The organism is Variovorax boronicumulans (assembly GCF_030812215.1).
In the GTDB taxonomy this organism is placed as follows: domain Bacteria; phylum Pseudomonadota; class Gammaproteobacteria; order Burkholderiales; family Burkholderiaceae_C; genus Variovorax; species Variovorax boronicumulans_C.
On the sequence record NZ_JAUSSG010000001.1, the window covers coordinates 562,860 to 585,501 of the forward strand.

Genomic DNA, 22,642 nt, shown 5'->3' on the forward strand with positions numbered 1-22,642 from the left:
TCTTCAGCGCGCCGGGTGCGCGTTGTGGGGCGCGAAGAGCTCCACCGCCCAGTCGACGAACACGCGCAGCTTGGCGCTCAGGTGCCGGTTGGTCGGGTACACCACGTGCAGCGGATACGGCTCGGGGGCCCAGCCCTGCAGTATCTCGACCAGCGCGCCGCTCGCCAGGTACGGCGCGGCCATCACGCCGAAGGTCTGCGCCACGCCCAGGCCGGTGAGCGCTGCGCTCAGGTGCGCGGTGCTCTCGTTCACACCGACCACGGTGTGGCCGTGGATCTCGATGCGCTCCTCGCCGCGCTCATAGCGCAGCGGAAATGGCCGGTTGCTCAGCGACGAGAAGTAGCCGACCACGCGATGCGTGCCGTCTCCGAGATCGGCCGGCGTCTTCGGGACGCCATGGCGCTTCAGATAGCCCGGCGTCGCACAGGTCACGATGGGCAAGGTCGCGATGCGGCGCGCCACGAGCGTCTGGTCGTTCAACTCCCCGGCACGGATCACGCAATCGACCGCATCGCCGATCAGGTTCACCGGCCGGTCGCTCACGCCGATCTCGAGCTCGATCTCCGGATAGCGCGCATGGAACGCCGGCAACTGGGGAATCAGGATCATGTTGGCCAGCGAGGAGCCGACATCCACCCGCAGCCGTCCGCGCGGATCGGCCTGCGCATTGGTGAGGTCCGATTCGATGTCCTCCAGCTCGGCAAGCACGCGCGCGGTGCGCTCGTAGTAGGCCGCGCCCTCGGGCGTGACGGTCACGCGCCGCGTCGTGCGCTGCAGCAGCTTCACGCGCAGGCGCGTCTCGAGCTGCTGCACCATTTTCGTCACGCTCGGCTTGGGCATCTGCAGCGAATAGGCCGCGCGGGTGAAGGTGCCGGCCTCGACCACCCGGGCAAAGACGCGCATGGCGGTGATCTGATCCATCGCCGGATTATTAGTGATTCGGAAATAAACAAGTCCCGCATGGCGTCTTGGTCCGGGAGGGGGTATCACCCAAACTGCGTTCCATCGTCAACGCTGCCTCGCAGCAATTTCCAAGGAAGAAAGAAGCCATGTCCCAATTCAAGCTCAACGACAAGATCGCCCTCGTCACCGGTGGCACCAGCGGCATCGGCCTGGCCACCGCACAACGCTTCGTGGCCGAAGGCGCCCATGTGTTCATCACGGGCCGCCGTCAAGCGGAACTCGACGCGGCCGTGAAAACCATCGGTCGCAACGTGACCGGCGTGCTCGGCGATGTCTCGAAGCTCGCCGACCTCGACAAGCTCTTCGCCACCATCAAGGAACAGAAAGGCCGGCTCGACGTGCTGTTCGCCAACGCCGGCGGCGGCAGCCTGCTGCCGCTGGGCCAGATCACCGAAGAGCACTTCGACAAGACCTTCGGCACCAACGTGCGCGGCCTGCTCTTCACCGTGCAGAAGGCGCTGCCGCTGATGCCCAAGGGCGCATCGATCGTGCTCAACGCATCGATCACCAGCATCAAGGGCAACCCGGCCTTCAGCGTCTACAGCGCAACCAAGGCGGCGGTGCGCAGCTTCGCGCGCGGCTGGGCGGTGGATCTGAAGGATGCCGGCATCCGCGTCAACGCGGTCAGTCCCGGCGTGGTGCCGACCCCGGCCTATGAACTGCTGGGCCTCACCCCGGAACAGGTGAAGGGCTTCATCGAAGGGCAGGCACAGAACATTCCACTGGGCCGGGTCGGCACGCCCGACGAAATTGCCAAGGCGGTGGTGTTCCTCGCTTCCGACGACAGCAGCTTCGTGAACGGCACGGAACTCTTCGTCGACGGCGGCATGGCGCAAATCTAGTTGCGCCCCCAAGGCTTCGCGCACGTCGTGTCGCTTCGCCTTTCCCCTCGCCGGGGGACGACACCAGCGGCCCGGCAAGGCCGGTTCCGCGGTGTCTCACGAACAGGACAGGGTTGTCGAACTCAGCGCTTGGTGACCGACACCAGCTCGACTTCGAAATTCAGCGTGGCGTTCGGCGGAATCACGCCGCCCGCACCGCGCGAACCGTAGGCAATCGACGGCGGGCAGGTCAGCTTGGCCTTGCCGCCCGGCTTCATCTTCTGCACGCCTTCGGTCCAGCAAGGAATCACGCCGTTGAGCGGGAACTCGGTCGGTTCGCCGCGCTTGTAGGAGCTGTCGAACTCCTTGCCGGTGTCGGGGAAGGTGCCGCGGTAGTGCACCTTGACCACGTCGGTGGCCGCGGGCGATGCGCCAGTGCCTTCCTTGAGCGATTGGTAGACCAGGCCGCTGGGCGTGGTCACGGGCGCGGATTGCGCGAACGCGGCGGGAATGGCGAAGACGGACACGAGCGCGGCACAGAGATAAGACTTCACGAAACACCTCGGGGATTGAAAGGCTCCGATTATGGCGAGCGCCTATCTCCCGTCGATGTAGCGCGATGTATGTAGTGGAACGACCCTTGCTTTGCTGAATGCGCACTGTCAACATTCACGAAGAGAGGAAGCCTCCATGCAAGCTACCGAAGCCGCCCCGGCCGCATCGACTGCCCAGGGCACGGGTCATCTGAAGAAGGTCCTGGGGCCCATCCAGCTGTGGGGCATCGCAGTGGGCCTCGTCATCTCCGGTGAGTACTTTGGTTGGAGCTACGGCTGGAACACTGCCGGCACGCTCGGCTTCCTGGTCGCCACGCTGCTGGTGGCCACGATGTACACCACCTTCATCTTCAGCTTCACCGAACTCTCCACGGCCATTCCGCATGCGGGCGGACCCTTCGCGTATGCGCGGCGCGCGTTCGGTCCCAACGGCGGGTTCGTGGCGGGCTTTGCCACGCTCATCGAGTTCGTCTTCGCGCCGCCGGCCATCGCGCTGGCCATCGGCGCGTACCTCAACGTGCAGTTCCCGGGCATCAACCCGAAGTGGTTCGCGCTCGGTGCGTACGTGATCTTCATCGGGCTGAACTGGATCGGCATCGGCATCGCGGCGGCCTTCGAGCTCTTCGTGACCGTGCTCGCCATCTTCGAGCTGCTGGTGTTCATGGGCGTGGTCACGCCGGGCTGGACGCTGGCCAACTTCGTTGCCAACGGCTGGGCCGGCGGCAGCGTGCTCAACGGCGCGGCGATCTCGGGCATCTTCGCGTCGATTCCGTTCGCGATCTGGTTCTTCCTCGCCATCGAGGGTGCGGCCATGGCGGCCGAAGAAGCGCGCGACCCGCACCGCACCATTCCCATCGCCTACACCACGGGCATCGTCACGCTCGTGGTGCTGGCCTTCGGCGTGATGATCTTCGCGGGCGGCGTGGGCGACTGGCGCAAGCTCGCCAACATCAATGATCCGCTGCCGCAAGCCATGAAGGCGGTGGTGGGCGACAACAGCGGCTGGCTGCACATGCTGGTGTGGATCGGGCTCTTCGGACTGATCGCCTCGTTCCACGGAATCATCATGGGCTACTCGCGGCAAATCTTCGCGCTGGCGCGCGCCGGTTATCTGCCCGCCTACTTCGCAGGCCTGAGCCCGCGCTTCAACACGCCGCACCGCGCACTGCTGGCCGGCGGCGTCGTGGGCGTGATCGCGATCTTCAGCGACGAGTGGGTGCAGTTCGGCGGGCAAACGCTCACCGCCAACATCGTGACCATGGCGGTGCTCGGCGCGATCGTGATGTACCTCGTCTCGATGGCCGCGCTCTTCAAGCTGCGCAAGAGCGAACCCGACCTGCTGCGCACCTACCGCGCGCCCTTCTACCCCGTGTTCCCGGCGATCGCGCTCGGCCTGGGCGTGGTGTGCCTGGGTGCGATGGTGTGGTTCAACTTCATGCTGACGGTGCTGTTCCTGGTGCTGATGGCGGCGGCCTACGGCTACTTCCTCCTGACCTCCGCGCAACGCAAGGCGGCGGCGCCCGACGAGATGCTGTCCTCGACGGCCACCAACGCCTGAAAGACGATGCGCTATCGCACCACCATCGCAGAGCAGGTCTTCACCTTCGACGACCTGAAGCAGGTCATGGCCTTTGCCAGCCCCGCGCGCTCCGGCGACTACCTCGCGGGCGTCGGCGCCGCCACGGCGCAGCAGCGCATGGCCGCGCGGCATGTGCTGGCCGAGACGCCGCTCAGGCAGTTCCTGACCGAGGCGCTCATTCCCTACGAGAGCGACAACATCACGCGGCTCATCATCGACGGCCACGACGTAGAGGCTTTCGCGCCGGTGTCGCACCTCACGGTCGGCGACTTCCGCAACTGGCTGCTGTCGGACGAAGCCACGACCGCCACGCTCACCGCACTCGCGCCGGGCCTCACGCCCGAGATGGTCGCGGCCGTGTCCAAGCTCATGCGCAACCAGGACCTGGTGTCGGTCGCCAAGAAGTGCAGCGTGGTCACGCGCTTTCGCAACACCATCGGCCTGCCCGGCCACCTGTCGGTGCGGCTGCAGCCCAACCACCCGACCGACGACCTGCGCGGCGTGGCCGCATCCACGCTCGATGGCCTCCTCTATGGCGCAGGCGATGCGGTGATCGGTCTCAACCCGGCCTCCGACAGCATGCCGGTGCTGGGCCAACTGCTGCACATGCTGGACGAAGTGATCCAGCGCTTCGAGATTCCCACGCAGAGCTGCGTGCTCACGCACGTGACCAACACGCTCAAGCTCGCGGAAGCCGGCGCACCGGTGGACCTGGTGTTCCAGTCGATCGCGGGCACCGAGAAGGCAAACCTGTCGTTCGGGGTGACGCCCGAACTGCTCGACGAGGCGTATGCAGCCGCATTGGCCTTGAAGCGCGGCACCGTCGGCGACAACGTCATGTACTTCGAGACCGGCCAGGGCAGCGCGCTCTCGGCCAACGCGAACTTCGGCGTCGACCAGCAGACCTGCGAGGTGCGCGCCTATGCGCTTGCGCGGCGCTACAAGCCGCTGCTCATCAACACGGTGGTCGGCTTCATCGGGCCCGAGTACCTGTACGACGGCAAGCAGATCATCCGCGCGGGCCTGGAAGATCATTTCAGCGGCAAGCTGCTCGGCCTGCCCATCGGCTGTGACATCTGCTACACGAACCATGCCGAGGCCGATCAGGACGACATGGACACCCTGCTCGTGCTGCTGGGCACCGCGGGCATCAACTTCATCATGGGCATCCCGGGGGCGGACGACGTGATGCTCAACTACCAGAGCACCTCGTTCCACGACGCGCTGTTCCTGCGCCAGACGCTGGGCCTGAAGCGCGCGCCCGAGTTCGAGGCGTGGCTGCAGCGCATGCAGATCACCGACGCGGCGGGGCAACTCGCGCCGCCCTCTTCCAACCGCCTGCTGGCCGACATGAGCGGGCTCAAGGCGCTCAAGCCATGAACGACGCTGTCACACCCAACCCCTGGGCGCAATGGCGCTCGGCCACGCCCGCGCGTCTCGCACTCGGCCGCGCCGGCGCCGGCATGCCCACCGACGAGACGCTGCGCTTCGGCTGGGCGCACGCGATGGCGCGCGACGCGATCCATGCCGCGCTCGATGTCGATGCGCTCGAAGCCAAGCTCAGCGCCCAACACTGGGAAGTCGCCCGCGCCCGCAGCCGCGCGGCGGACCGCACCACTTACCTGCGGCGCCCCGATCTCGGCCGCCAGCTCGACGACGAAGACGACGGGCGCCTCCGCGCCATCGGGCGCTACGGCTGCGATGTCTGCGTCGTCATCGGCGACGGGCTTTCGTCGCTGGCGGTCGCGCGCCATGCCGCACCGCTGCTCGCCGCACTGCGCTCGCAGTTGCCGGCGGACACGCGCTTCTCGCCCGTGGTCATCGCCACGCAGGCGCGCGTGGCGCTGGCCGATGAGGTGGGCGAACTGTTCGGCGCAATGCTCTCGGTGATGCTGATCGGCGAGCGGCCGGGGCTGAGCTCGCCGGACAGCCTGGGCATCTACCTGACCCATTCGCCCAAGCGAGGGCTGAACGATGCGGCGCGCAACTGCATCTCCAACGTGCGGCCGGAAGGCCTGCCCTACGAAGCTGCTGCGTTCAAGCTGGCGTGGCTGATGCGCGAGTCGCAGCAAAGGGGGCTGACTGGCGTGGCGCTCAAGGACGAAAGCGACCTTGCGGTGCTGCAGCAGCACGATGTGCGCAGACCGGGGTTGCCGGGATAAGGCACCGTTCATCGCGCAGCAGGCCGGACGCATCGGCACCTGGGCGCCTGGGCGCCTGCGCTCGACCGCGTCAGGGCACCACATATTTCCCCTCTCCCGGACAGGGTAGACGCGGGCGCCGAAGATCCGGTCCGCGGATCGTTTCAGCGACGCGCATTACTCGTCCATCCATCCATTCATTCAGCAACAAGACAGAAAGAGATCGCCATGGCAAAAGCCTATTGGGTCAGCGCATACCGAGCCGTCAAGGACGCCGACAAACTCGCGGCCTACGCGAAACTGGCCGGCCCCGCGATCGCGGCCGGCGGCGGGCGTTTTCTCGCACGAGGCCTCCCCGCCAAGGTCTACGAGTACGGCTTGCCCGAACGCACCGTGCTGATCGAGTTCGACAGCGTCGAGCAAGCGACAGCCGTGCACGACAGCCCCGACTACCAGGCAGCGCTTGCCGCGCTGGGCGACGGCGCCGAACGGGACCTGCGCGTCATCGAAGGGGTTTGAGCAGCCCGCAAGGCCACAGGACACCACTCACGATGACCATCACCATCACCGCCTTCGAGCGGTCGCCGGATGGCGGCAAGGGCCTGGCGCGCGACACGCGCGTGCGCTGGGCGCTGGAGGAAGCCGGCCTGCCCTACGAGGTTCGCCTGGTGTCCATGCCCGCGATGAAGGAGGCCGCGCACCTGGCACTGCATCCCTTCGGCCAGATTCCCACCTACGAGGAAGGCGACCTCGTGCTGTTCGAGACCGGTGCCATCGTGCTGCATATCGCCGGGCGCCGCCCCGGCCTGCTTCCCTCCGATGCCAATGCAAGGGCGCGCGCGATCACATGGATGTTCGCGGCGCTCAACACGATCGAGCCTCCCATCCTCGAACTCGTCACCGTCAAGTTCGTGGAAGGCGACAAGTCCTGGAAAGACGAGCGCATGCCCCTCGTGCACGACCGCGTGCGCGCCCGGCTGGTCCAGCTTGCCGCCCGCCTGGGCGCCAGCGACTGGCTGGATGGGGACTTCAGCGCGGGCGACTTGCTGATGGTGTCGGTGTTGCTGCGGACGAGACCGTCCGGCCTGCTGGATGAGTTTCCCAGCCTGGCCGCCTATGTCGCTCGCGGCGAGGCACGGCCGGCCTACCAGCGGGCGTTTGCCGCGCAACTGGCGATCAACGCCGCGCCCTTGCCGGCGAGTCGGGAGCCAGGCGGCCGGCAAGGCACATGAGCTGGCACGGCTGATGCGTAGGTCAATGCCGAAGCGTCACGGGCGTTGCTTCGCCCGGTGCTTCGCATCCACCGACAACGCACAGCCACAGGGAATGCATGCAACGCCGCCTCGTCCTCCTCACCCCGCTCGCCACCGCCCTCGTCGCCACCGGTTGCGCCAGCCTCTCGCCCGCCAAGGGGCTCTCCCCCGCCCACTGGGACGCCTTCAACCGCGCGCAGATCGAAGGCCTGATCGCCAGCCTCGGCAAGGGCAGCCCGGGCTACAACGCCGCCAGGCCGCCCTACGTGGTCTTCGACTGGGACAACACCAGCGTCTTCCTCGACATCGAGGAAGCCTCGCTCATCTACCAGCTCGAGAACCTCGCCTTCGGCGCCACGCCGGCGCAGCTCGAGGTGGCGCTGCGCAAGAACATTCCGAAGAAAGACTTCCTGCCCGCATACAACAGCGCGGCGGGCAGGCCGGTCAACATCGACCTCGTGGTGCCCGACATCGTGGCCAGCTACACCTGGCTCTACCAGAACTGCAGTGCCCTCAAGGGCAGCCAGCCGCTGGCAGCGGTGAAGCTGAACCCGCACTACATCGCGTTCACCACCAAGGTGCGCTATCTCTACGAAGCCATCGGCGACACCTTCGACCACGACACCGCCTACCCGTGGGTCACTTACCTCTTCGCCGGCATGACCGAGGCACAGGTGCGCAAGCTCACGGCCGACACGGTGGCGTGGCAGCTGAAGGAGCCAGTCGCCAAGGTCAAGTGGACCTCGCCGGCCGCCCTTCCGGGCCAGGCAGGCGTGGTCTCGGTAAGCTGGAAGAACGGCCTCCGCCTGCAGCCCGAGATGCAGGAGCTGTATGCCGCATTCCGCAACGCGGGCTTCGATGTGTGGGTGTGCTCGGCGTCGTTCGTCGACGTGATCAAGGAGATCTCGTCGAACCCCGCCTTCGGCTACAACAACCCGCCTGATCGCGTGCTCGCGATGGAGCTGGAGCGCGACGCCAACGGCGTGATCCAGCCCGAGTTCCGCCGCGGCTACGACCAGACGCAGGGCCCGGGCAAGACGAAAAACATCCAGCGCTTCCTGGTGAGCAAGTACGGCTACGGCCCGAGCTTCATCGCCGGCGACAGCGAGGGCGACCAGAACATGATGGCCGACTTCGCCGACACGAAGAAAGTGCTGATCGTGAACCGGCTGCGCGACCCCAAGACCGACATCGGCAAGTTCTCGGCGATGGCGGTGCAGAACTACGGCAAGCCCGACACGCGCTACCTGCTGCAGGGCCGCGACGACAACACGGGCCAGTGGGTGGCCTCGCAGTTGCACACGCCGCTGGGCGCCACGCAGGGGAAGGCGCTCAAGTAACCCAACCAGCAGGCGGCGGGCACCTGCCTATGATCCTGGCATCGAACACCAGGAGACAAAAGATGGCTGCCCGCTACCCCCTCGCCGAACTCAAGGACCTGCCCGAAGACATCCGCACCGCGATCCTCGCCGTGCAGGAAAAGGCCGGCTTCGTGCCCAACGTGTTTCTCGCCCTCGCGCGCCGCCCTGCCGAGTGGCGCGCGTTCTTCGCGTACCACGATGCGCTGATGCTGAAAGAGGAAGGCTCGCTCACCAAGGGCGACCGCGAGATGATCGTCACCACCACCAGCGCGGCCAACCAGTGCCTCTACTGCGTGGTGGCGCACGGCGCACTTTTGCGCATCTACGAGAAGAAACCGCTGGTGGCCGACCAGGTGGCGGTGAACTACCGCAAGGCCGACATCACGCCGCGCCAGCGCGCGATGCTCGACTTTGCGATGAAGGTCTGCGACCGCTCGCACGAGATCGACGACAGCGACTTCCCGCCGCTGCACGCCCACGGCTTCGACGACGAAGACATCTGGGACATCGCGGCCATCACCGCCTTCTTCGGCCTGAGCAACCGGCTCGCGAGCTTCAGCGGCATGCAGCCGAACAACGAGTTCTTCCTGATGGGGCGGCTGCCGCGCGAGAAGAAGTAGAGGCTCCTCTCGGCCTTCAGGCCTTCGCGCGGCAGGAGGCCAGCGCGTCCAGCGCGGGCTTGTAGGTGGGCGTGTTCACATCCATCAGGCCCAGCACCGTGTGATAGAGGTTGTCGTGCGTGAGCGGTGCATCGAGCCCCGCCTCCATGCATGAGCGCGAGAGCTTGCGGCGCTCGCTCATGCCTTCGCCGAACCAGGTGACCATCGGCACGTGCTTCTGCGCCTCGGGCGCAAAGCTGTACGGCACGCCGTGCAGGAAGAGACCGTACTCGCCCAGCGATTCGCCGTGGTCGCTCACGTAGAGCATCGCCGGGTCGTACTGTTTCGACTGCGCCTTGAGCCAGTCGATGGTGTCGGCGAGAAAGCGGTCGGTCTGCACGATGGAGTTGTCATAGACGTTCATCAGCTCGTTGTGCCCGCACTCGGCCAGCGCGTTGGTCCTGCACTCCGGCGTGAAGCGCTTCACATCGGGCGCCGAGCGCTTGTAGTAGGCCGGGCCGTGGCTGCCCATCTGGTGCATCACCAGCACCACGCCCTTGGCGCGACGCTCGGCCGGCAGCGCGGCGATGCGCGCATCCAGGTTCTTGAGCATCACCTCGTCCAGGCACTCGTCGCCGTCGCACAGGGCCTTCTTCGTGGCGGCATCGAGCCCGTCGAAGGCCGATGCATTCGGAATCCGCGTGCACACGTCCTTGCAGCCGGCCTGGTTGTCGAGCCAGAGCACGGCCAGGCCCGAGGCCTGCAGCACGTCGACCAGGTTCTCGTAGTCGTCCTTGCGCGATTCATAGCCCTGCTTGCCCAGCGGCGAGAACATGCACGGCACCGAGGCCAGCGTGTTGGTGCCGCACGAATGCACCTCGCGGTAGCTCAGCACGCCGCGCTTGGCCAGCTCGGGCGTGGTGTCGCGTGCGTAGCCGTTCAGCGCGAAGTGGTCGGCGCGCGCCGTTTCGCCCACCACCACCACGAACATCGGCGGGCGCACCTGTGCGGCGTAGCTTGTGCCGAGCGTGGTCCCGGCGGTGATCGGAATCAGCTTGCCGCTGCGCTTGAACAGCGGCTTGATGAACACCGCGCCCGTCGAGTAGAGGCTCGCGATCGGGTTCATCATGTAGCGCAGATGGATGTTGTTGCGCATCAGCGGCGCGAGCTGCCGGTTCATCGCCACGCCGGTAGCGAGCGCCACCACCACGGCCAGCACCAGCAGGGCCGCGTTGCGCCAGAGCTTCGAGAGAAAGCCCATCGGCGCGATGCGCAAGCGCCAGAGCAGCAGCCCCGCGGGCAAGGCGACGATCAGCACGTTGAAGGCCATGCGCCAGCTCAGCAGGTCGCGCGCTTCGTTCGGGTCGGTCTGCAGCGCGTTGGCGATCATGGTCGGGTCCATGACGACGCGGTACTCCAGCATGTAGTGCTGCGTCACCGCGGCCAGCACGACCACCAGGAACCACAGCGGCTTCAGCCAGCGCGACCAGGCGGTGAGCGAAAGCATCGCCACGGTGCCGCACAGCGTGAGCAGGCTCATGGCAATGACCGTCGGCAGGTAGGTGCTCGGCGCCCCGCCGATGCGGGCCAGCTCGTTCCAGAGCGGCCAGTTGGTGGTCAGCACCAGGTACAGGCCGAGCCAGAGCATGGCCAATGCGGCGGAGCGCGGGCGCGCGAGCCACTGGTCGATGCGTTGCCACAGCGCACCGGGCGACGGAAGCTGTTGCGCGGAAGCCTCGGAAAGAGGTGCGCTGTGCGCGGGTGCAGGCTCGATACGCGAAAAAGACATGCAGCGACTGTAGGGACGCTGCCTGAAAGGAGCCTGAACTGGATGTTCAGTCCACGTTCAGACTCGTCCGTCGTGCGCGCGCAAGCCGGCGGCGGGCCGGCATTCTGGCAAGGGCGAGGCTCAGCGGACGGCTCACGCCGCGCTCCACCACGATCGACACCAGCGCCGCGAGGAGCACGGCCGCCGCGATGTCCGATGGAAAGTGCAACCCCAGGCAGAGGCGGCTCCAGGCCACCACCGCCGCCACCGCGAGCGCCGCCAGCATGGGGGCGCGGTGCGGCAGGCACCACAGCGAGAAGGCGGCGGCGAAGGTGCCGGCCGCATGCAGGCTCGGAAAGCCCGGCCGCATGCCCTGCGGCTCCCACTGGATACCCAGGCCATAGAACGCGGGCCTCGGAAACGGCAGTGCCGAGCGGAACACGTTCACGATGACCCACGTTGCGAGCACGCTCGCCAGCGCGGTGAAAAGCGCATAGCGCCAGCGCTTGTCGAACATCGCGCTCGCGATGATCGACACGGCCAGCAGGGCCGGCAGCATCTCGGAGGCGAAGCGGGCGAATTCGATGAGCCACAGCGGCGCGGAGGCGCCCGCGTTGAGCCAGCCGAACAGGGCGAAATCAAGAGCTTGCATGAAGGGGGGCCGCTGGTTCGAGCAGGGGCTGGTTCCGGCGCGCCACCGCCACGTCGATGGCGAATCCGACCACCCAGCAAACCCAGGCGGTCCAGAGCGTGTGGCTCATGTAATGGGCACCGCGCAGTTGCTGCGCGAACCCCAGCAGCAGGCCGGCCACCACCGCCACGCCCAGCCAGATGAACGCCGCGCGGGCGGACGCCCGGCGCAGCACGAAATAACCGCCGACGTAGGCAAACGCGGCCGAGGCGTGCCCGGCCGGGAAGCACCCGCCGGGACCACCATCGCCGACACCCCACGACCAGTGCGACACGTAGTGCGCGACACCGCCGAACTCGCTCAGGTCCCAGGGGCAGCTGGTGTCGCTGAAATGCTTGATGGCACTGACGGCCAGCACCGAGGCCAGCACGGTCACCGCCAACTGCACCCGGTCGCGCGTAGGCAGCTTGCGCAGAATGCCCAGCGGCCAGCGGATGGCCACGAACAGGCCGATCACCAACAGCCAGCTCAGGTTTCGGGCGCCTTCGTGCATCACGTGGACCAGAAAGGGGTTCTCGCGCCACGGAAAGCCCATGGGCGTGCCGGCCATGCGCGCCAGGAGCAGGTCGCCGCGGGAGGCATCCCAGATCATCAACAAGGCCAGTGCAAGCAAGGTCAGGGCTCCGAGACGGAGATTCGCGGTACGTGTCATTGAAAAAAACAGGCCTCGTCAGAAACTGGCGCGAGCCTACGTTCGCGAAATGAACCCAGTCTGAAGCGACCTGAACGAATCCTGACGCGGCCCTCCGACCGCCCTGCGGCGATAGACTTCATGTTTTTTGAGACACACCGCGTGCGCATATTGCTTGTCGAAGATGACACTTCCTTGGCAGATGCCGTGTGCAGCTATCTGCTGGCCAAGGCTTTCGTGGTCGACGTGGCGTCGAGCCTCGCCGAGGCGCGCGGCGCCCTGCTCTCGGTGCAGTACGCGGCGGTGCTGCTCGACCTGCACCTGGGCGACGGCGACGGCCTCTCGCTGCTGCCGCAGGTGCGCGCGCTGCGCGAGCCCCCCATCGTCATCGTGCTCACGGCCCGCGACCAGGTCACCGACCGCATCCGCGGCCTCGACGCGGGCGCCGACGACTACCTCATCAAGCCGTACGACCCCGCCGAACTGCTCGCGCGGCTGCGCGCGGTCGAGCGGCGGCGCAGTGCCAACACCTCGCCGGTGCTGCAGCTGGGCACGCTGGAAATCGACCTCGCCCACGACCGCGTGCGCAAGGACGGCAACCCCGTCGTGCTCACGCAAAAGGAATGGGCCCTGCTGCGCGTGATGGCCACGCGCCCCGAGCGCATCCACACGCGCGAGAACCTCGCCGATGCGCTCTACGGCTTCGGCGACGAGGCCGACAGCAACACGCTCGAAGTCTTCATCAGCCGCCTGCGCCGCAAGCTCGGCAAGAGCCACATCCAGACGCTGCGCGGCCTCGGCTACCGGCTGTCGTTCTCGGCGGACGACGAGGAATGAGCAAAGCGCCAAGGGTGCATCCATGAGCACCGCCCTGCCCTTGAACGGTCGCGACTCGCTGGCCGGGCGCCTCACGCGCACCCTCATCGTGTGGGTCGGCGGCGTCTGGCTGCTGTGCGTGCTGGCCGTGGTCTGGTATGTGGACCGCGAGATCAACCACAACTTCGACAACGAACTGGTCGAGGTGTCGCACCGCATGTTCGACATGGCCGTGCAGGAGCTCGACAAGCTGCAGCACAAGGGCGAGATACCGCCCGCCATGCCGCTGGTCGCGCCCAAGCAGCTCTTTGCCGAAGACGCGGTGATGTACCAGGTGGTCGACATCCACGAGCATGTGCTGCTGCGTTCGGCCGAGACGCCCGCCGACACCTTCGATGTGCCGCTCGCACCCGGCTTCGCCAACAACCCGACCTGGCGCATCTACACCGTGAGGCATCCGACGCTCGGCCTCTACTTCCAGGTGGCCGACCCGCTCGACGAACGCCGCCGCGCACTCAACCGCACGCTGTTCGGCCTGATCATTCCGCTCGGCGCGGTGCTGCCGCTGCTCGCGCTGGTGCTGCGCAACGTGGCGCGCACCGAGCTGCGCGTGCTGCAGCAGCTCGCGGGCGAGATCGAGAAGCGCAGCGGCACCGACCTGCGGCCGATCACGCTGCCGGGGTTGCCGCAGGAGCTGCGCTCGGTGGGCGACCACGTCAACAGCCTGCTGGAACGCCTGTCGCAGTCGCTCGACGTGGAGCGCGCACTCGCCGCCAACGCGGCCCACGAGCTGCGCACGCCGCTGGCCGCCGCGCGCCTGCGGCTGCAGACCGCGCTCGACCACGACCTCAAGCGCGACGACGTGCAGGGCGCGCTCCAGGCGCTGCAGATGCTGAGCCATCGCACCGAGAAGCTGCTGCAGCTGTCGCGCGCGGAATCGGGCGCGTCGCTCACGCGTGCGAGGGTCGATCTGGTCCAGCTCGCGGGCACGGTGGCGCAGGAGTTCTGGCAAGACCCGCTGAACAACGAGCGCCTGAAGCTCAAGGTGCCCGACAGCGCGGCCCCGGTGGCGTTCGGCGATGTCGACGCGCTGGCGATCGCGCTGCGCAACCTGGTCGAGAACGCATTGCGCTACGGCGGTGATGGGCGCGTGGTGATCGAAGTGGCGGCACCGTGCACGCTGGTGGTGAGGGACTTCGGCCCCGGCGTGAATGCGGCGCAGTTGAAGACGCTGCAACAACGCCACGTGCGGCACGGCTCGGACCGCGCGGGCTACGGGTTGGGGCTGTCGATCGTGGGCACGATCGTCGAGAAGCACAACGCGAAGCTGGAGCTGGCATCGCCGCCGGTGGGAGCGGCGCAGGGGTTCGAAGCGCGGATCGTGCTGCGGCCGGCCTGAAACAGACGATCGGCCCCGCCGATCTCTCCCCGCTGCGCGCACATGACGCAACCGTAATCGCTGCGTTAACCCGCAGGCAAGTGGCCTTTCTAGAGTCTGGTTCGCGATGTGTTCGTTGCTCGACAGCGAACCACCGCGTCACCTGCCATCACAACAGAAAGGACCTTCTCGTGAAACGAACCCTGCTCGCCCTGGGCACCATCGCTTTCTTCTCCACCGCGTTCGCGCAGCCGCACAACCACAGCGCGGAAGCCGAGGCCGACTTCGACAGCAAGCCGCAAGCGGCTGCGGAAGCCAAGAAAAAGAAGAAGGAGGCCGGCGCCGTGCGCATCAAGGACGGCAGCACCGCACGCGGCGAAGGCTCGGCCGTGCCATCGGCCAGCAAGACGGAAACCGCAGGACAGCGCCGGGCCGACGCGCGGGAAGCAAAGCCGCACGCGCTGCCCCAACCTGGAGGCACGCCGAAGTAATCACGTGTTGCACGGGCCGCGGCCCGTGCGATGCACCGGCGCGACCGCGATGACGCTGGGGCCAGAGCAGCGTTACGGAATCTGCCACGGATAGTCCGACAGGAGCTTCGCCGCCAGCGCCATCATCGATACCGCGACAACGAGATCGAGCACCTGCCAGGCACGGCGCGCACGGAACAGAGGAGCAGCCAGACGAGCGCCGGCCGTCAGGAAAATGAACCAGATGAAGGATGCAAGCATTGCGCCCGCGGCAAACGCGATCTTGGCTTCTCCTTCCTTTGTTGCACTGACGGACCCGATCACGAGCACCGTATCGAGCCATGCATAGGGTGTGAGCAGCGAATGGAAAAGCGCCATCCGGACCACCCCGAACGCTGGCTTCGTCTTTTCAGGAAGGGTCCCGGCCACCGCAAAGCTCGCGGAAGATGCAAAGGCGGACCTCAAGGCCTGAAAGCTGAAATACAACAAATAGCCGATGCTGAACACCATGGCCGAAACCATCGCCCATCGGGTCGACGCGACCAGGAGGCCAAGTCCGGCGACCCCCAGGGTAATCAGCAACACATCTGAAAGTGCGCAGATGGCCACCAGCGTGATTGCGCTATATCCCTGCAGGCTGTTTTTAATTACAAAAGTATCCTTGGGCCCCAGTGCGACCAACAGGCCGGCACCAAGCAAAAGCCCCTCGAGAAAAGAAATAGTCGGCACGCCTGTTTCCAATATTTTTACTTTGAGAAGGCGATGAAAAGCATCGCCCCCTCGATCAGATCAAGGCCGTATTGCCGAACGCCCGGTGACTTTCATCCGCCAATTCTCCGACATTGATCGGATTTTTGGCGAGCAATGTCGTATAGGTCTGCGAAAGATCCGGAATGGCAAAATACACAACGGATTTTCTTTCCATCTGCACAAATGGATTTTTAACGGCGTGATACATTGGGGGAATTCTTCCATCCGACATTGCCGTCAGCAGCGACCCTGTAATAACGAGCAATTCATCATCTCGCAGAAATACTGGAACTTCGCAGTCTTCCGGGCCGCCAGGAAAAATGACGAGGCCATCGCGCGTCGGTTTGATCAGCGTGATCAAATGCCCATCTTCATGGCGGTCCTGCAGATAGCCGCGATCATTCGCGTGGTACTGACTTGCGTACATGCACAACTGCAGATACGAGCTGTCTCGAATATTCACCGGATCGGGGCTATTGAAAAAGTCCCACAACTCCGAAATCAATTGCTGCGCCATGGCGTGCATTTCCATCTCGCAGGTCTTTATGGCCCTATAGATTTCGTCGTTTGCGAATTCTTTCCCTTGATGCATTTCGCGATTCTTATGCCAGAAGCAGAAGCGATCGCACAAATCGATGCTGCTGGTGTACTTGGCGTACTCACCGCCGACAGATAAAAATCCATCGGTAACCTCCGGAAAACTGAAGTCTCGCCGAAGATCAGGCGAAACCGAGTCGATGCTGTCCAACACCTTCCACATGGCTGTTTGCACATGGACTGGAATTTTTAGAATCGCATACCCTTTCATTACAATCGAAGAAATCGACTCCCGTAACGGCGAATTCGTATTGAAACTGGAATTTGGCACTTCCATTTTGACACCCCCTCACAAACGGCAAAATTGCCGTGACACATTCGATCATCAAAAAAATACCCGTACAACTTGAATTCGACGCGAGGAATCAATTGAGACAATTGTGTATTTTTTTGACTTTCATGAAGACCCTCCCGATCAACGCCATATCGAAGCACCGATTGCGTTCGGCAACAGTCAAATGAAGTGGGTTTGAAACGGCTGCGCCTTCCTTGGCCGATGGCTAGGACGGGAAGACGTGTAAGTCCTGCGACGCGAGATCGCGGAGTCAGTGGGCGGCGCGGCGCAATCAGCGTGCGCTCGAACGCTCTCTATTCGCTCACCAGCTTGCGCAACCACTCCGGCAACGCCAGCGCCTTCTGCTTCGGAAAATCCACCCAGATCGTCGTTGCCCCGCCCGCTGCGCAGATCACCTCGGGCGCTTCTTCGCGCGCCATCGTGCCCCAGCTCTCGAAGGTGGTGCGGCCCGGGTCGCTCACGTACATCTTCAGCAGCACGTTGCCCGGGTATTCGATCTGCCGGTAGAAGTTGCAGAAGGCGTTGACGATCACCATCCCCTCGCCGCCGGGCTCGGGCTCGAAGCCGATGGAGCGCATCCAGTCGATGCGCGCGGTTTCGAGGTAACGGAAATAAGTGCCGTTGTTCAGGTGGCCCATGGCGTCCATGTCGCCCCATCGGATGGGGATCGACATTTCGTACACGAGCTTCTTCTTTTCGGGGATTTCGATTCTCATCGGTGCGCCTTGATGGATGCGAGGATGCCCAGCACGAACAGCAGCGCCGCCACCCATTCGGTGGCCTGCGGCCAGCGGCCGTCCCAGACGAAGGAATAGAGCAAGGCGAACAGCGTCTCGCTCACGATCAATTGGCCGCACAGGCTCGCCGAGAGGCGCTGGCTGGCGATGTTCCAGAGGATGGTCGCGAGCCACGACGAACCGAAGCCGCCCGCCAGCGCGATCCAGATGAAGAGCATGCCGTCCGGTTGCGACTGCAGCGTGGCCACGTCGTTGCCCGCCACCAGCCACAGCAGCAAGGCCCCGAGGCCGGTCGCGATGCCGAGCCAGTTGGCCCAATCGGTGGCGTTGAGTTCAGCGTGGCGCTGCAGCCATTTCGCGTTGAGGAGGCCGTAGACCGTCCAGCTCGCCATGGAACACAGCGCGAGCGCGATGCCCCAGCCGAATCGCGCGCCGTTGCCACTGTCGCCGCCCGCGCCATGCTGCGCCGACCACGCGCCCCAGATCATCAGCGCGATGCCTGCGCCCGTGAGCACGAGGCCCGGCAGCAGCGCGCGCATGCGCAGCCCCGCGGGCCGCCCGAGCAGCATCATCCAGACGGGAATCGTGCCGATGATGAGGCTGGGCACCTCGGTGCCGGCCGCCGCGATGCCGAAGGCCAGCAGCAGGTAGTAGCCGCTGAAGCCCAGCACGCTGAGCCCGAGCGCCGCGAGCGCCTGCTGCCCGTTCGGCCATCGCACAGCCGCAGGCCGCGCGAACACAGCGAGCCCCGAGATCGCACCGAACACCGCGAAGCGCGCGGCCGTGATGTCGACCATGCCGAAGTGACCCACCATGCGTGGCGCCACGAAGGTCAGGCCCCAGAGCGCGCCCGCGGCCAACCCCGCAGCGATGCCTATCCACGCTCTCGGAGTCAGAGCGCGAACCCGTCGTCGGCCGCGATGACGGCGCCGTTCACGAAATGGCTCTGGCCGCTGGCCAGCAGCACGATCAGGCCGTCGAGGTCTTCGGCCTTGCCCACGCGCTTGCGCGGCAGGCTGCTCACCAGCTTGGCTCCGGCCTCGGTGGCCCACAGCGCTTCGTTGAGTTCGGTGGCGATGTAGCCCGGGCACAGCGCGTTCACGTTGATGCCGAAACGGCCCCATTCGAGCGCCATGGCCTTGGTCATCTGCACCAGCGCGGCCTTGCTCATGCCGTAGGCCCCGATGTTCGCCACCGCCTTGAGCGCGGACACCGAGGCGATGTTGATGATGCGGCCGCCGATGTAGGTGCCGGGCGCCGAGCCGTCGGCGCGCGCCAGCATGCGCTTGCCGACTTCCTGCGCGACGAAGAAGGCGCCCTTGAGGTTGGTGTCGAAGATGAAGTCGTAGTCGTCGGGCGTTACGTCCTGCAGCCGCTGGCGGACGTTCACGCCGGAGTTGTTGACCAGGATGTCGATCGGGCCGACCTCGGTTTCGGCGCGCGCGACGGCGGCCTTGATGCTGCCGTGGTCGGTCACGTCGAGCTCGACCACGTGGGCATCGCCGCCCTCGCCTTCGATGCGGGCACGCAGCTCCTTGAGTCGTTCGACGCGGCGGCTCGCCAAGACCACCGCGGCGCCGGCGCGCGCCAGCGTTTTCGCGAACTGGGCGCCGAGGCCGCTGGAGGCGCCGGTGACGAAGGCCACGCGGCCCGAGAGATCGATGCTGTAAGCCATGGAAAACAGGTCCTGGTGAGTCGCGGAGGTGACGTGCTGCGCTCCCCCTAAAATGTTTCGCGCCCTCGTAGCGTCCGAGCCTCAAAACATTATCGACCAGACCCACATGACCCACGACGAAATCCTTGCCCAGTTCGGCCCTCGCGAAGCCATGGAATACGACGTGGTCGTGGTCGGCGGCGGCCCGGCCGGCCTCTCGACCGCGATCCGCCTGAAGCAGCTGGCCGCCCAGCACGAAAAGGAAATCTCGGTCGTGGTGCTCGAGAAGGGCTCCGAGCCCGGCGCGCACATCCTCTCGGGCGCCATCATGGACCCGCGCGCGCTCAACGAGCTGCTGCCCGACTGGAAGGAACTGGGCGCTCCGCTGAACCAGCCCGTGACCGACGACGCAATGGTGTTCCTCGGCGAGAAGTCGGGCCTGCGCACCCCCAACGCCTTCCTGCCGGCGTGCTTCCAGAACCACGGCAACTACATCATCAGCCTGGGCGCCTTCACCAAATGGCTCGCGCAGCAGGCCGAAAACCTCGGCGTCGAAATCTTCCCCGGCTTCCCGGCCGCCGAGGTGCTCTACAACGAGAACGGCTCGGTGCGCGGCGTGGCCACCGGCAACATGGGTGTCGGCAAGGACGGCGAGCCGACCGAGAACTTCCAGCTCGGCATGGAACTGCTGGGCAAGTACACGGTGTTCGCCGAAGGCGCGCGCGGCCACCTGGGCCGCCAGCTGATCGCGAAGTTCAAGCTCGACGAAGGCCGCGATCCGCAGACCTACGGCCTGGGCGTGAAGGAGGTGTGGGAAATCGACCCCAAGCGCCACCAGCCCGGCTTCGTGCTGCACACGGCCGGCTGGCCGATGAAGAGCGACACCTACGGCGGCGCCTTCCTCTATCACATGGAGGACAACAAGGTCACGATGGGCTTCATCACCGGCCTGGACTACAGCAACCCGTACCTGAGCCCGTTCGAGGAAATGCAGCGCTGGAAGCTGCACCCCAACATCCGCTGGTACCTCGAAGGCGACGAGGCCAAGGGCATCAAGCCGGCCAAGCGCATCGGCTACGGCGCGCGCGCCATCACGGCGGGCGGCCTGCAGTCGCTGCCCAAGACCGTGTTCCCGGGCGGCGCGCTGGTCGGCTGCGAGGCCGGCTACCTGAACGTGAGCCGCATCAAGGGCAGCCACGCGGCCATCAAGACCGGCATGCTGTGCGCCGAAGCCGCCTTCGACGCCGTGCAGGCCGGCCGCCAGCACGACGAACTCACCGCCTACCCGGCCGCCTTCGAGAAGAGCTGGCTCTACACGGAGCTGAGGAAGGCGCGCAACTTCAAGGCCTGGTTCAAGAAGGGCCTGGGCGTGGCAACGCTCATGAATGGCATCGAGCAATGGCTGCTCAAGGGCAACATCCCCTGGACCCTGCGCCGCACGAAGCCCGACCACCAGTACCTGAAGCCCGCGGCCGAATGCAAGCCCATCGTCTATCCGAAGCCGGACGGCAAGCTCACCTTCGACCGGCTCTCCAGCGTGTTCATCAGCAACACGAACCATGAAGAGCAGCAACCAGCCCACCTGACGCTCAAGGATGCATTGGTGCCGGTCAACATCAACCTGGCCAAGTTCGCGGGCCCCGAGAGCCGCTATTGCCCGGCCGGCGTCTACGAGTTCGTGGGCACCGAAGACGGCAAGCAGCGCCTGCAGATCAACGCGCAGAACTGCGTGCACTGCAAGACCTGCGACATCAAGGACCCGACGCAGAACATCGTGTGGGTCACGCCCGAAGGCGGCGGTGGGCCGAACTACGTGGGCATGTAAGGCATCCCGCCTATCTTTGGTGCTTTTCAGGGGCCCTCTTCGGAGGGCTTTTCTGTTTCCTGCAGGGTGTGCGTCCGTGAAACTCCCGACATGCGCAAGCCCTCGCTTGCGGCATAGTCGAATGCGCCTGACGCATTCCTGACCCTGACCACATTCCCCCCGGAGACACCATGAAACTCGGCCACATCGCCGCCGCCTGCCTTTCGCTCGCCCTGGGCTCGTCCGCCCTCGCACAACAACCGACGGTGCTGAAGATCGGCTATGCGACCTCCAAGGAGTCGCACTACGGCGTGGGGTCCACGGTGTTCTGCGACGAGGTCGAGAAGAACACGCAAGGCCGCTTCAAGTGCCAGCACTTCGCCAACTCGGCCCTGGGCGGCGAGCGCGAGCAGATCGAGGCGATCCAGCTGGGCACGCAGGACCTGGTGAACACCTCGACTGGCCCCGTGGGCAACTTCGTGCCCGAGGTCAAGATCGTCGACATCCCCTTCCTCTTTCGCGACTACGACCACGCACGCAAGGTGATGGACGGCCCGATCGGCCAGGACATCCTCACCAAGTTCCCGAGCAAGGGCATCATCGCGCTGGCCTGGACGGAGAACGGCTTTCGCCACATGACGAACAGCAAGCGCGACATCGTCAAGCCCGGCGACGCGGCCGGCCTGAAGATGCGCACCATGGAGAACAAGGTGCACATGGACGGCTACCGCACCTTCGGCATCTTGCCGACGCCGATGGCTTTCCCCGAGCTCTTCGGCGCGCTGCAGCAAGGCACGGTCGACGGACAGGAGAACCCGATTCCGGTGATCCTCGCGTCCAAGTTCTCGCAGGTGCAAAAGCACCTGTCGCTCACCGGACACGTGTACTCGCCCGCCTTGCTGCTGCTCTCGCCGAAGGTGTGGAACAAGCTGTCGGACGCCGACAAGAAGGTCTTCGTCGATGCGGCCAAGAAGGCGGCCGTGGCCCAGCGCAAGAAGGTCAACGACGACGAGAACAACGGCATCGCCCAGCTCGAGAAAGACGGCATGAAGGTCACCAAGGTCGTGGACGGCGCCGCCTTCCGCGAAGCCTTGAAGCCGGCCTATGCGGGCTACGCCAAGGAGTTCGGCGCCGACAACATCAAGAAGATCACGGACGTCCAGTAAGCCTGCGCGCCCGCTTCCCTTGACGACCGCGCCCGGCCCGCTTCAGTGCGCCGGGCGCTTCGCTTTTTTCCCCGGACAAGAACAGAGAACGACAACGTGCAAGTCTTCGAGCGCTACTTCCTCGCCGCCAACCGCTGGGCGCTGATTCTTTTGCTGGCCGCCATGTCGGTCATCATCTTCACCAATGTGGTCATGCGCTACACCACGAGCAATTCGCTCGAATGGGCCGAAGAGGTGTCGCGCCACATGATGATCTGGCTCACCTTCCTCGGCGCCGGTCCGGTGCTGCGCTACGGCGGCCACATCGCGGTCGAGAACCTGCAAGATGCGCTGCCGCGCGCGGGCGCCATCGCGGTGCGTGCCTTCGTCGCCGCGCTGCTGTTCGCGTTCTTCGGCTTCATGGTCTGGTACGGGTGGCTCTACATGCAGCGCACGATGTTCCAGCTCACCGCCGTCACGCAGATCCCGTTCGCCTACATCTACAGCGCGATGCTGTTCGGCGGCGTGCTCCTGATCGTGCACTGGCTGCTGGTGGTGCGGGGCTATGTGCTGCGGCGCGAGTTCGCCTCCGACGCCCACTTCGACGCCAACGCCTCGGCGTCGCTGTAAGGAGA

General features: G+C 65.6%; 24 protein-coding genes. 14 read left to right on the plus strand and 10 right to left on the minus strand.

Features of this window, described 5'->3' with window-relative positions; translation table 11 throughout:
- Positions 1 to 3: 3 nt before the first annotated feature.
- Positions 4 to 921, minus strand: coding sequence for a LysR family transcriptional regulator (locus J2W23_RS02565; RefSeq protein WP_176658221.1), 918 nt, complete (start codon positions 919 to 921; stop codon positions 4 to 6).
- 128 nt (positions 922 to 1,049) lie between these two features.
- Here J2W23_RS02565 and J2W23_RS02570 point away from each other — a divergent pair, with 128 nt between their 5' ends.
- Positions 1,050 to 1,805: a glucose 1-dehydrogenase gene (locus tag J2W23_RS02570; protein WP_176658222.1), complete on the plus strand. Its 756-nt coding sequence runs from the start codon at positions 1,050 to 1,052 to the stop codon at positions 1,803 to 1,805.
- A gap of 122 nt (positions 1,806 to 1,927) precedes the next feature.
- Here J2W23_RS02570 and J2W23_RS02575 read toward each other — a convergent pair whose 3' ends face one another.
- Complete coding sequence (locus tag J2W23_RS02575; RefSeq protein ID WP_176658223.1) at positions 1,928 to 2,338, minus strand: FKBP-type peptidyl-prolyl cis-trans isomerase; 411 nt, start codon at positions 2,336 to 2,338, stop codon at positions 1,928 to 1,930.
- A gap of 136 nt (positions 2,339 to 2,474) precedes the next feature.
- Between J2W23_RS02575 and eat the strand changes: the two genes are divergently transcribed.
- From eat to J2W23_RS02610, 7 genes are all read left to right on the plus strand, one after another.
- The gene (gene eat, locus J2W23_RS02580) at positions 2,475 to 3,896 is read left to right on the plus strand and encodes an ethanolamine permease (RefSeq protein ID WP_176658224.1); all 1,422 of its coding nucleotides are present in this window, start codon (positions 2,475 to 2,477) and stop codon (positions 3,894 to 3,896) included.
- 6 nt (positions 3,897 to 3,902) lie between these two features.
- Positions 3,903 to 5,297 (plus strand): ethanolamine ammonia-lyase subunit EutB, encoded by a 1,395-nt coding sequence (locus J2W23_RS02585; RefSeq protein ID WP_307647570.1) that lies wholly within the window; start codon positions 3,903 to 3,905, stop codon positions 5,295 to 5,297.
- Positions 5,294 to 6,079 carry an ethanolamine ammonia-lyase subunit EutC gene (gene eutC, locus J2W23_RS02590; RefSeq protein ID WP_307647571.1) on the plus strand — a complete coding sequence of 262 codons (786 nt, stop codon included), beginning with the start codon at positions 5,294 to 5,296 and terminating at the stop codon, positions 6,077 to 6,079. The genes J2W23_RS02585 and eutC overlap by 4 nt, the downstream gene beginning before the upstream one ends.
- Before the next feature lie 207 nt (positions 6,080 to 6,286).
- Entirely contained in the window at positions 6,287 to 6,577 is a 291-nt protein-coding gene (locus tag J2W23_RS02595; RefSeq protein ID WP_307647572.1) for a DUF1330 domain-containing protein, read from the plus strand.
- A gap of 32 nt (positions 6,578 to 6,609) precedes the next feature.
- The gene (locus J2W23_RS02600) at positions 6,610 to 7,290 is read left to right on the plus strand and encodes a glutathione S-transferase family protein (protein ID WP_307647573.1); all 681 of its coding nucleotides are present in this window, start codon (positions 6,610 to 6,612) and stop codon (positions 7,288 to 7,290) included.
- A gap of 98 nt (positions 7,291 to 7,388) precedes the next feature.
- Positions 7,389 to 8,651: an HAD family hydrolase gene (locus tag J2W23_RS02605; protein ID WP_307647574.1), complete on the plus strand. Its 1,263-nt coding sequence runs from the start codon at positions 7,389 to 7,391 to the stop codon at positions 8,649 to 8,651.
- Between the two features lie 62 nt (positions 8,652 to 8,713).
- Positions 8,714 to 9,292: a peroxidase-related enzyme gene (locus tag J2W23_RS02610; RefSeq protein ID WP_307647575.1), complete on the plus strand. Its 579-nt coding sequence runs from the start codon at positions 8,714 to 8,716 to the stop codon at positions 9,290 to 9,292.
- A gap of 16 nt (positions 9,293 to 9,308) precedes the next feature.
- Here the strand turns inward: J2W23_RS02610 and J2W23_RS02615 are convergent, their stop codons facing one another.
- From J2W23_RS02615 to J2W23_RS02625, 3 genes are read right to left on the minus strand one after another with little or no spacing between them, the layout of a single operon-like run.
- The gene (locus J2W23_RS02615) at positions 9,309 to 11,060 is read right to left on the minus strand and encodes a phosphoethanolamine transferase (protein ID WP_307647576.1); all 1,752 of its coding nucleotides are present in this window, start codon (positions 11,058 to 11,060) and stop codon (positions 9,309 to 9,311) included.
- 46 nt (positions 11,061 to 11,106) lie between these two features.
- A complete protein-coding gene (locus tag J2W23_RS02620) occupies positions 11,107 to 11,691 on the minus strand; it encodes a phosphatase PAP2 family protein (protein ID WP_307647577.1) in 585 nt (194 codons plus the stop codon).
- Positions 11,678 to 12,382 (minus strand): phosphatase PAP2 family protein, encoded by a 705-nt coding sequence (locus J2W23_RS02625; RefSeq protein ID WP_373423865.1) that lies wholly within the window; start codon positions 12,380 to 12,382, stop codon positions 11,678 to 11,680. The genes J2W23_RS02620 and J2W23_RS02625 overlap by 14 nt, the downstream gene beginning before the upstream one ends.
- Positions 12,383 to 12,523: 141 nt before the next feature.
- Between J2W23_RS02625 and J2W23_RS02630 the strand changes: the two genes are divergently transcribed.
- The 3 genes from J2W23_RS02630 (at position 12,524) to J2W23_RS02640 (ending at position 15,046) form a co-directional block, all read left to right on the plus strand.
- On the plus strand, positions 12,524 to 13,198 hold the full coding sequence (locus tag J2W23_RS02630; RefSeq protein WP_176658232.1) for a winged helix-turn-helix domain-containing protein: 675 nt from the start codon (positions 12,524 to 12,526) through the stop codon (positions 13,196 to 13,198).
- Positions 13,199 to 13,220: 22 nt separating this feature from the next.
- On the plus strand, positions 13,221 to 14,576 hold the full coding sequence (locus J2W23_RS02635; RefSeq protein WP_307647579.1) for a sensor histidine kinase: 1,356 nt from the start codon (positions 13,221 to 13,223) through the stop codon (positions 14,574 to 14,576).
- 170 nt (positions 14,577 to 14,746) lie between these two features.
- Entirely contained in the window at positions 14,747 to 15,046 is a 300-nt protein-coding gene (locus tag J2W23_RS02640; protein ID WP_176658234.1) for a hypothetical protein, read from the plus strand.
- Between the two features lie 72 nt (positions 15,047 to 15,118).
- On the opposite strand, the gene J2W23_RS02645 is transcribed toward J2W23_RS02640, so the two are convergent.
- From J2W23_RS02645 to J2W23_RS02665, 5 genes are all read right to left on the minus strand, one after another.
- Complete coding sequence (locus tag J2W23_RS02645) at positions 15,119 to 15,754, minus strand: LysE/ArgO family amino acid transporter (RefSeq protein ID WP_176658235.1); 636 nt, start codon at positions 15,752 to 15,754, stop codon at positions 15,119 to 15,121.
- Positions 15,755 to 15,809: 55 nt separating this feature from the next.
- Positions 15,810 to 16,649 carry a 2OG-Fe(II) oxygenase family protein gene (locus J2W23_RS02650; protein ID WP_307647580.1) on the minus strand — a complete coding sequence of 280 codons (840 nt, stop codon included), beginning with the start codon at positions 16,647 to 16,649 and terminating at the stop codon, positions 15,810 to 15,812.
- Positions 16,650 to 16,960: 311 nt separating this feature from the next.
- The gene (locus J2W23_RS02655; protein WP_176658237.1) at positions 16,961 to 17,383 is read right to left on the minus strand and encodes an acyl-CoA thioesterase; all 423 of its coding nucleotides are present in this window, start codon (positions 17,381 to 17,383) and stop codon (positions 16,961 to 16,963) included.
- Positions 17,380 to 18,219 (minus strand): DMT family transporter, encoded by an 840-nt coding sequence (locus J2W23_RS02660; protein ID WP_307648053.1) that lies wholly within the window; start codon positions 18,217 to 18,219, stop codon positions 17,380 to 17,382. Before J2W23_RS02660 ends, J2W23_RS02655 begins: the two co-directional genes overlap by 4 nt.
- A 77-nt stretch (positions 18,220 to 18,296) precedes the next feature.
- The gene (locus J2W23_RS02665) at positions 18,297 to 19,079 is read right to left on the minus strand and encodes an SDR family oxidoreductase (protein WP_176658238.1); all 783 of its coding nucleotides are present in this window, start codon (positions 19,077 to 19,079) and stop codon (positions 18,297 to 18,299) included.
- A 106-nt stretch (positions 19,080 to 19,185) separates the two neighbouring features.
- Between J2W23_RS02665 and J2W23_RS02670 the strand changes: the two genes are divergently transcribed.
- From J2W23_RS02670 to J2W23_RS02680, 3 genes are all read left to right on the plus strand, one after another.
- Positions 19,186 to 20,883, plus strand: a complete 1,698-nt coding sequence (locus tag J2W23_RS02670) for an electron transfer flavoprotein-ubiquinone oxidoreductase (protein ID WP_307647581.1) — start codon at positions 19,186 to 19,188, stop codon at positions 20,881 to 20,883.
- Between the two features lie 170 nt (positions 20,884 to 21,053).
- A complete protein-coding gene (locus J2W23_RS02675) occupies positions 21,054 to 22,028 on the plus strand; it encodes a TRAP transporter substrate-binding protein (protein WP_176658240.1) in 975 nt (324 codons plus the stop codon).
- A 96-nt stretch (positions 22,029 to 22,124) separates the two neighbouring features.
- Entirely contained in the window at positions 22,125 to 22,637 is a 513-nt protein-coding gene (locus J2W23_RS02680) for a TRAP transporter small permease (protein ID WP_176658241.1), read from the plus strand.
- Positions 22,638 to 22,642: the final 5 nt, after the last annotated feature.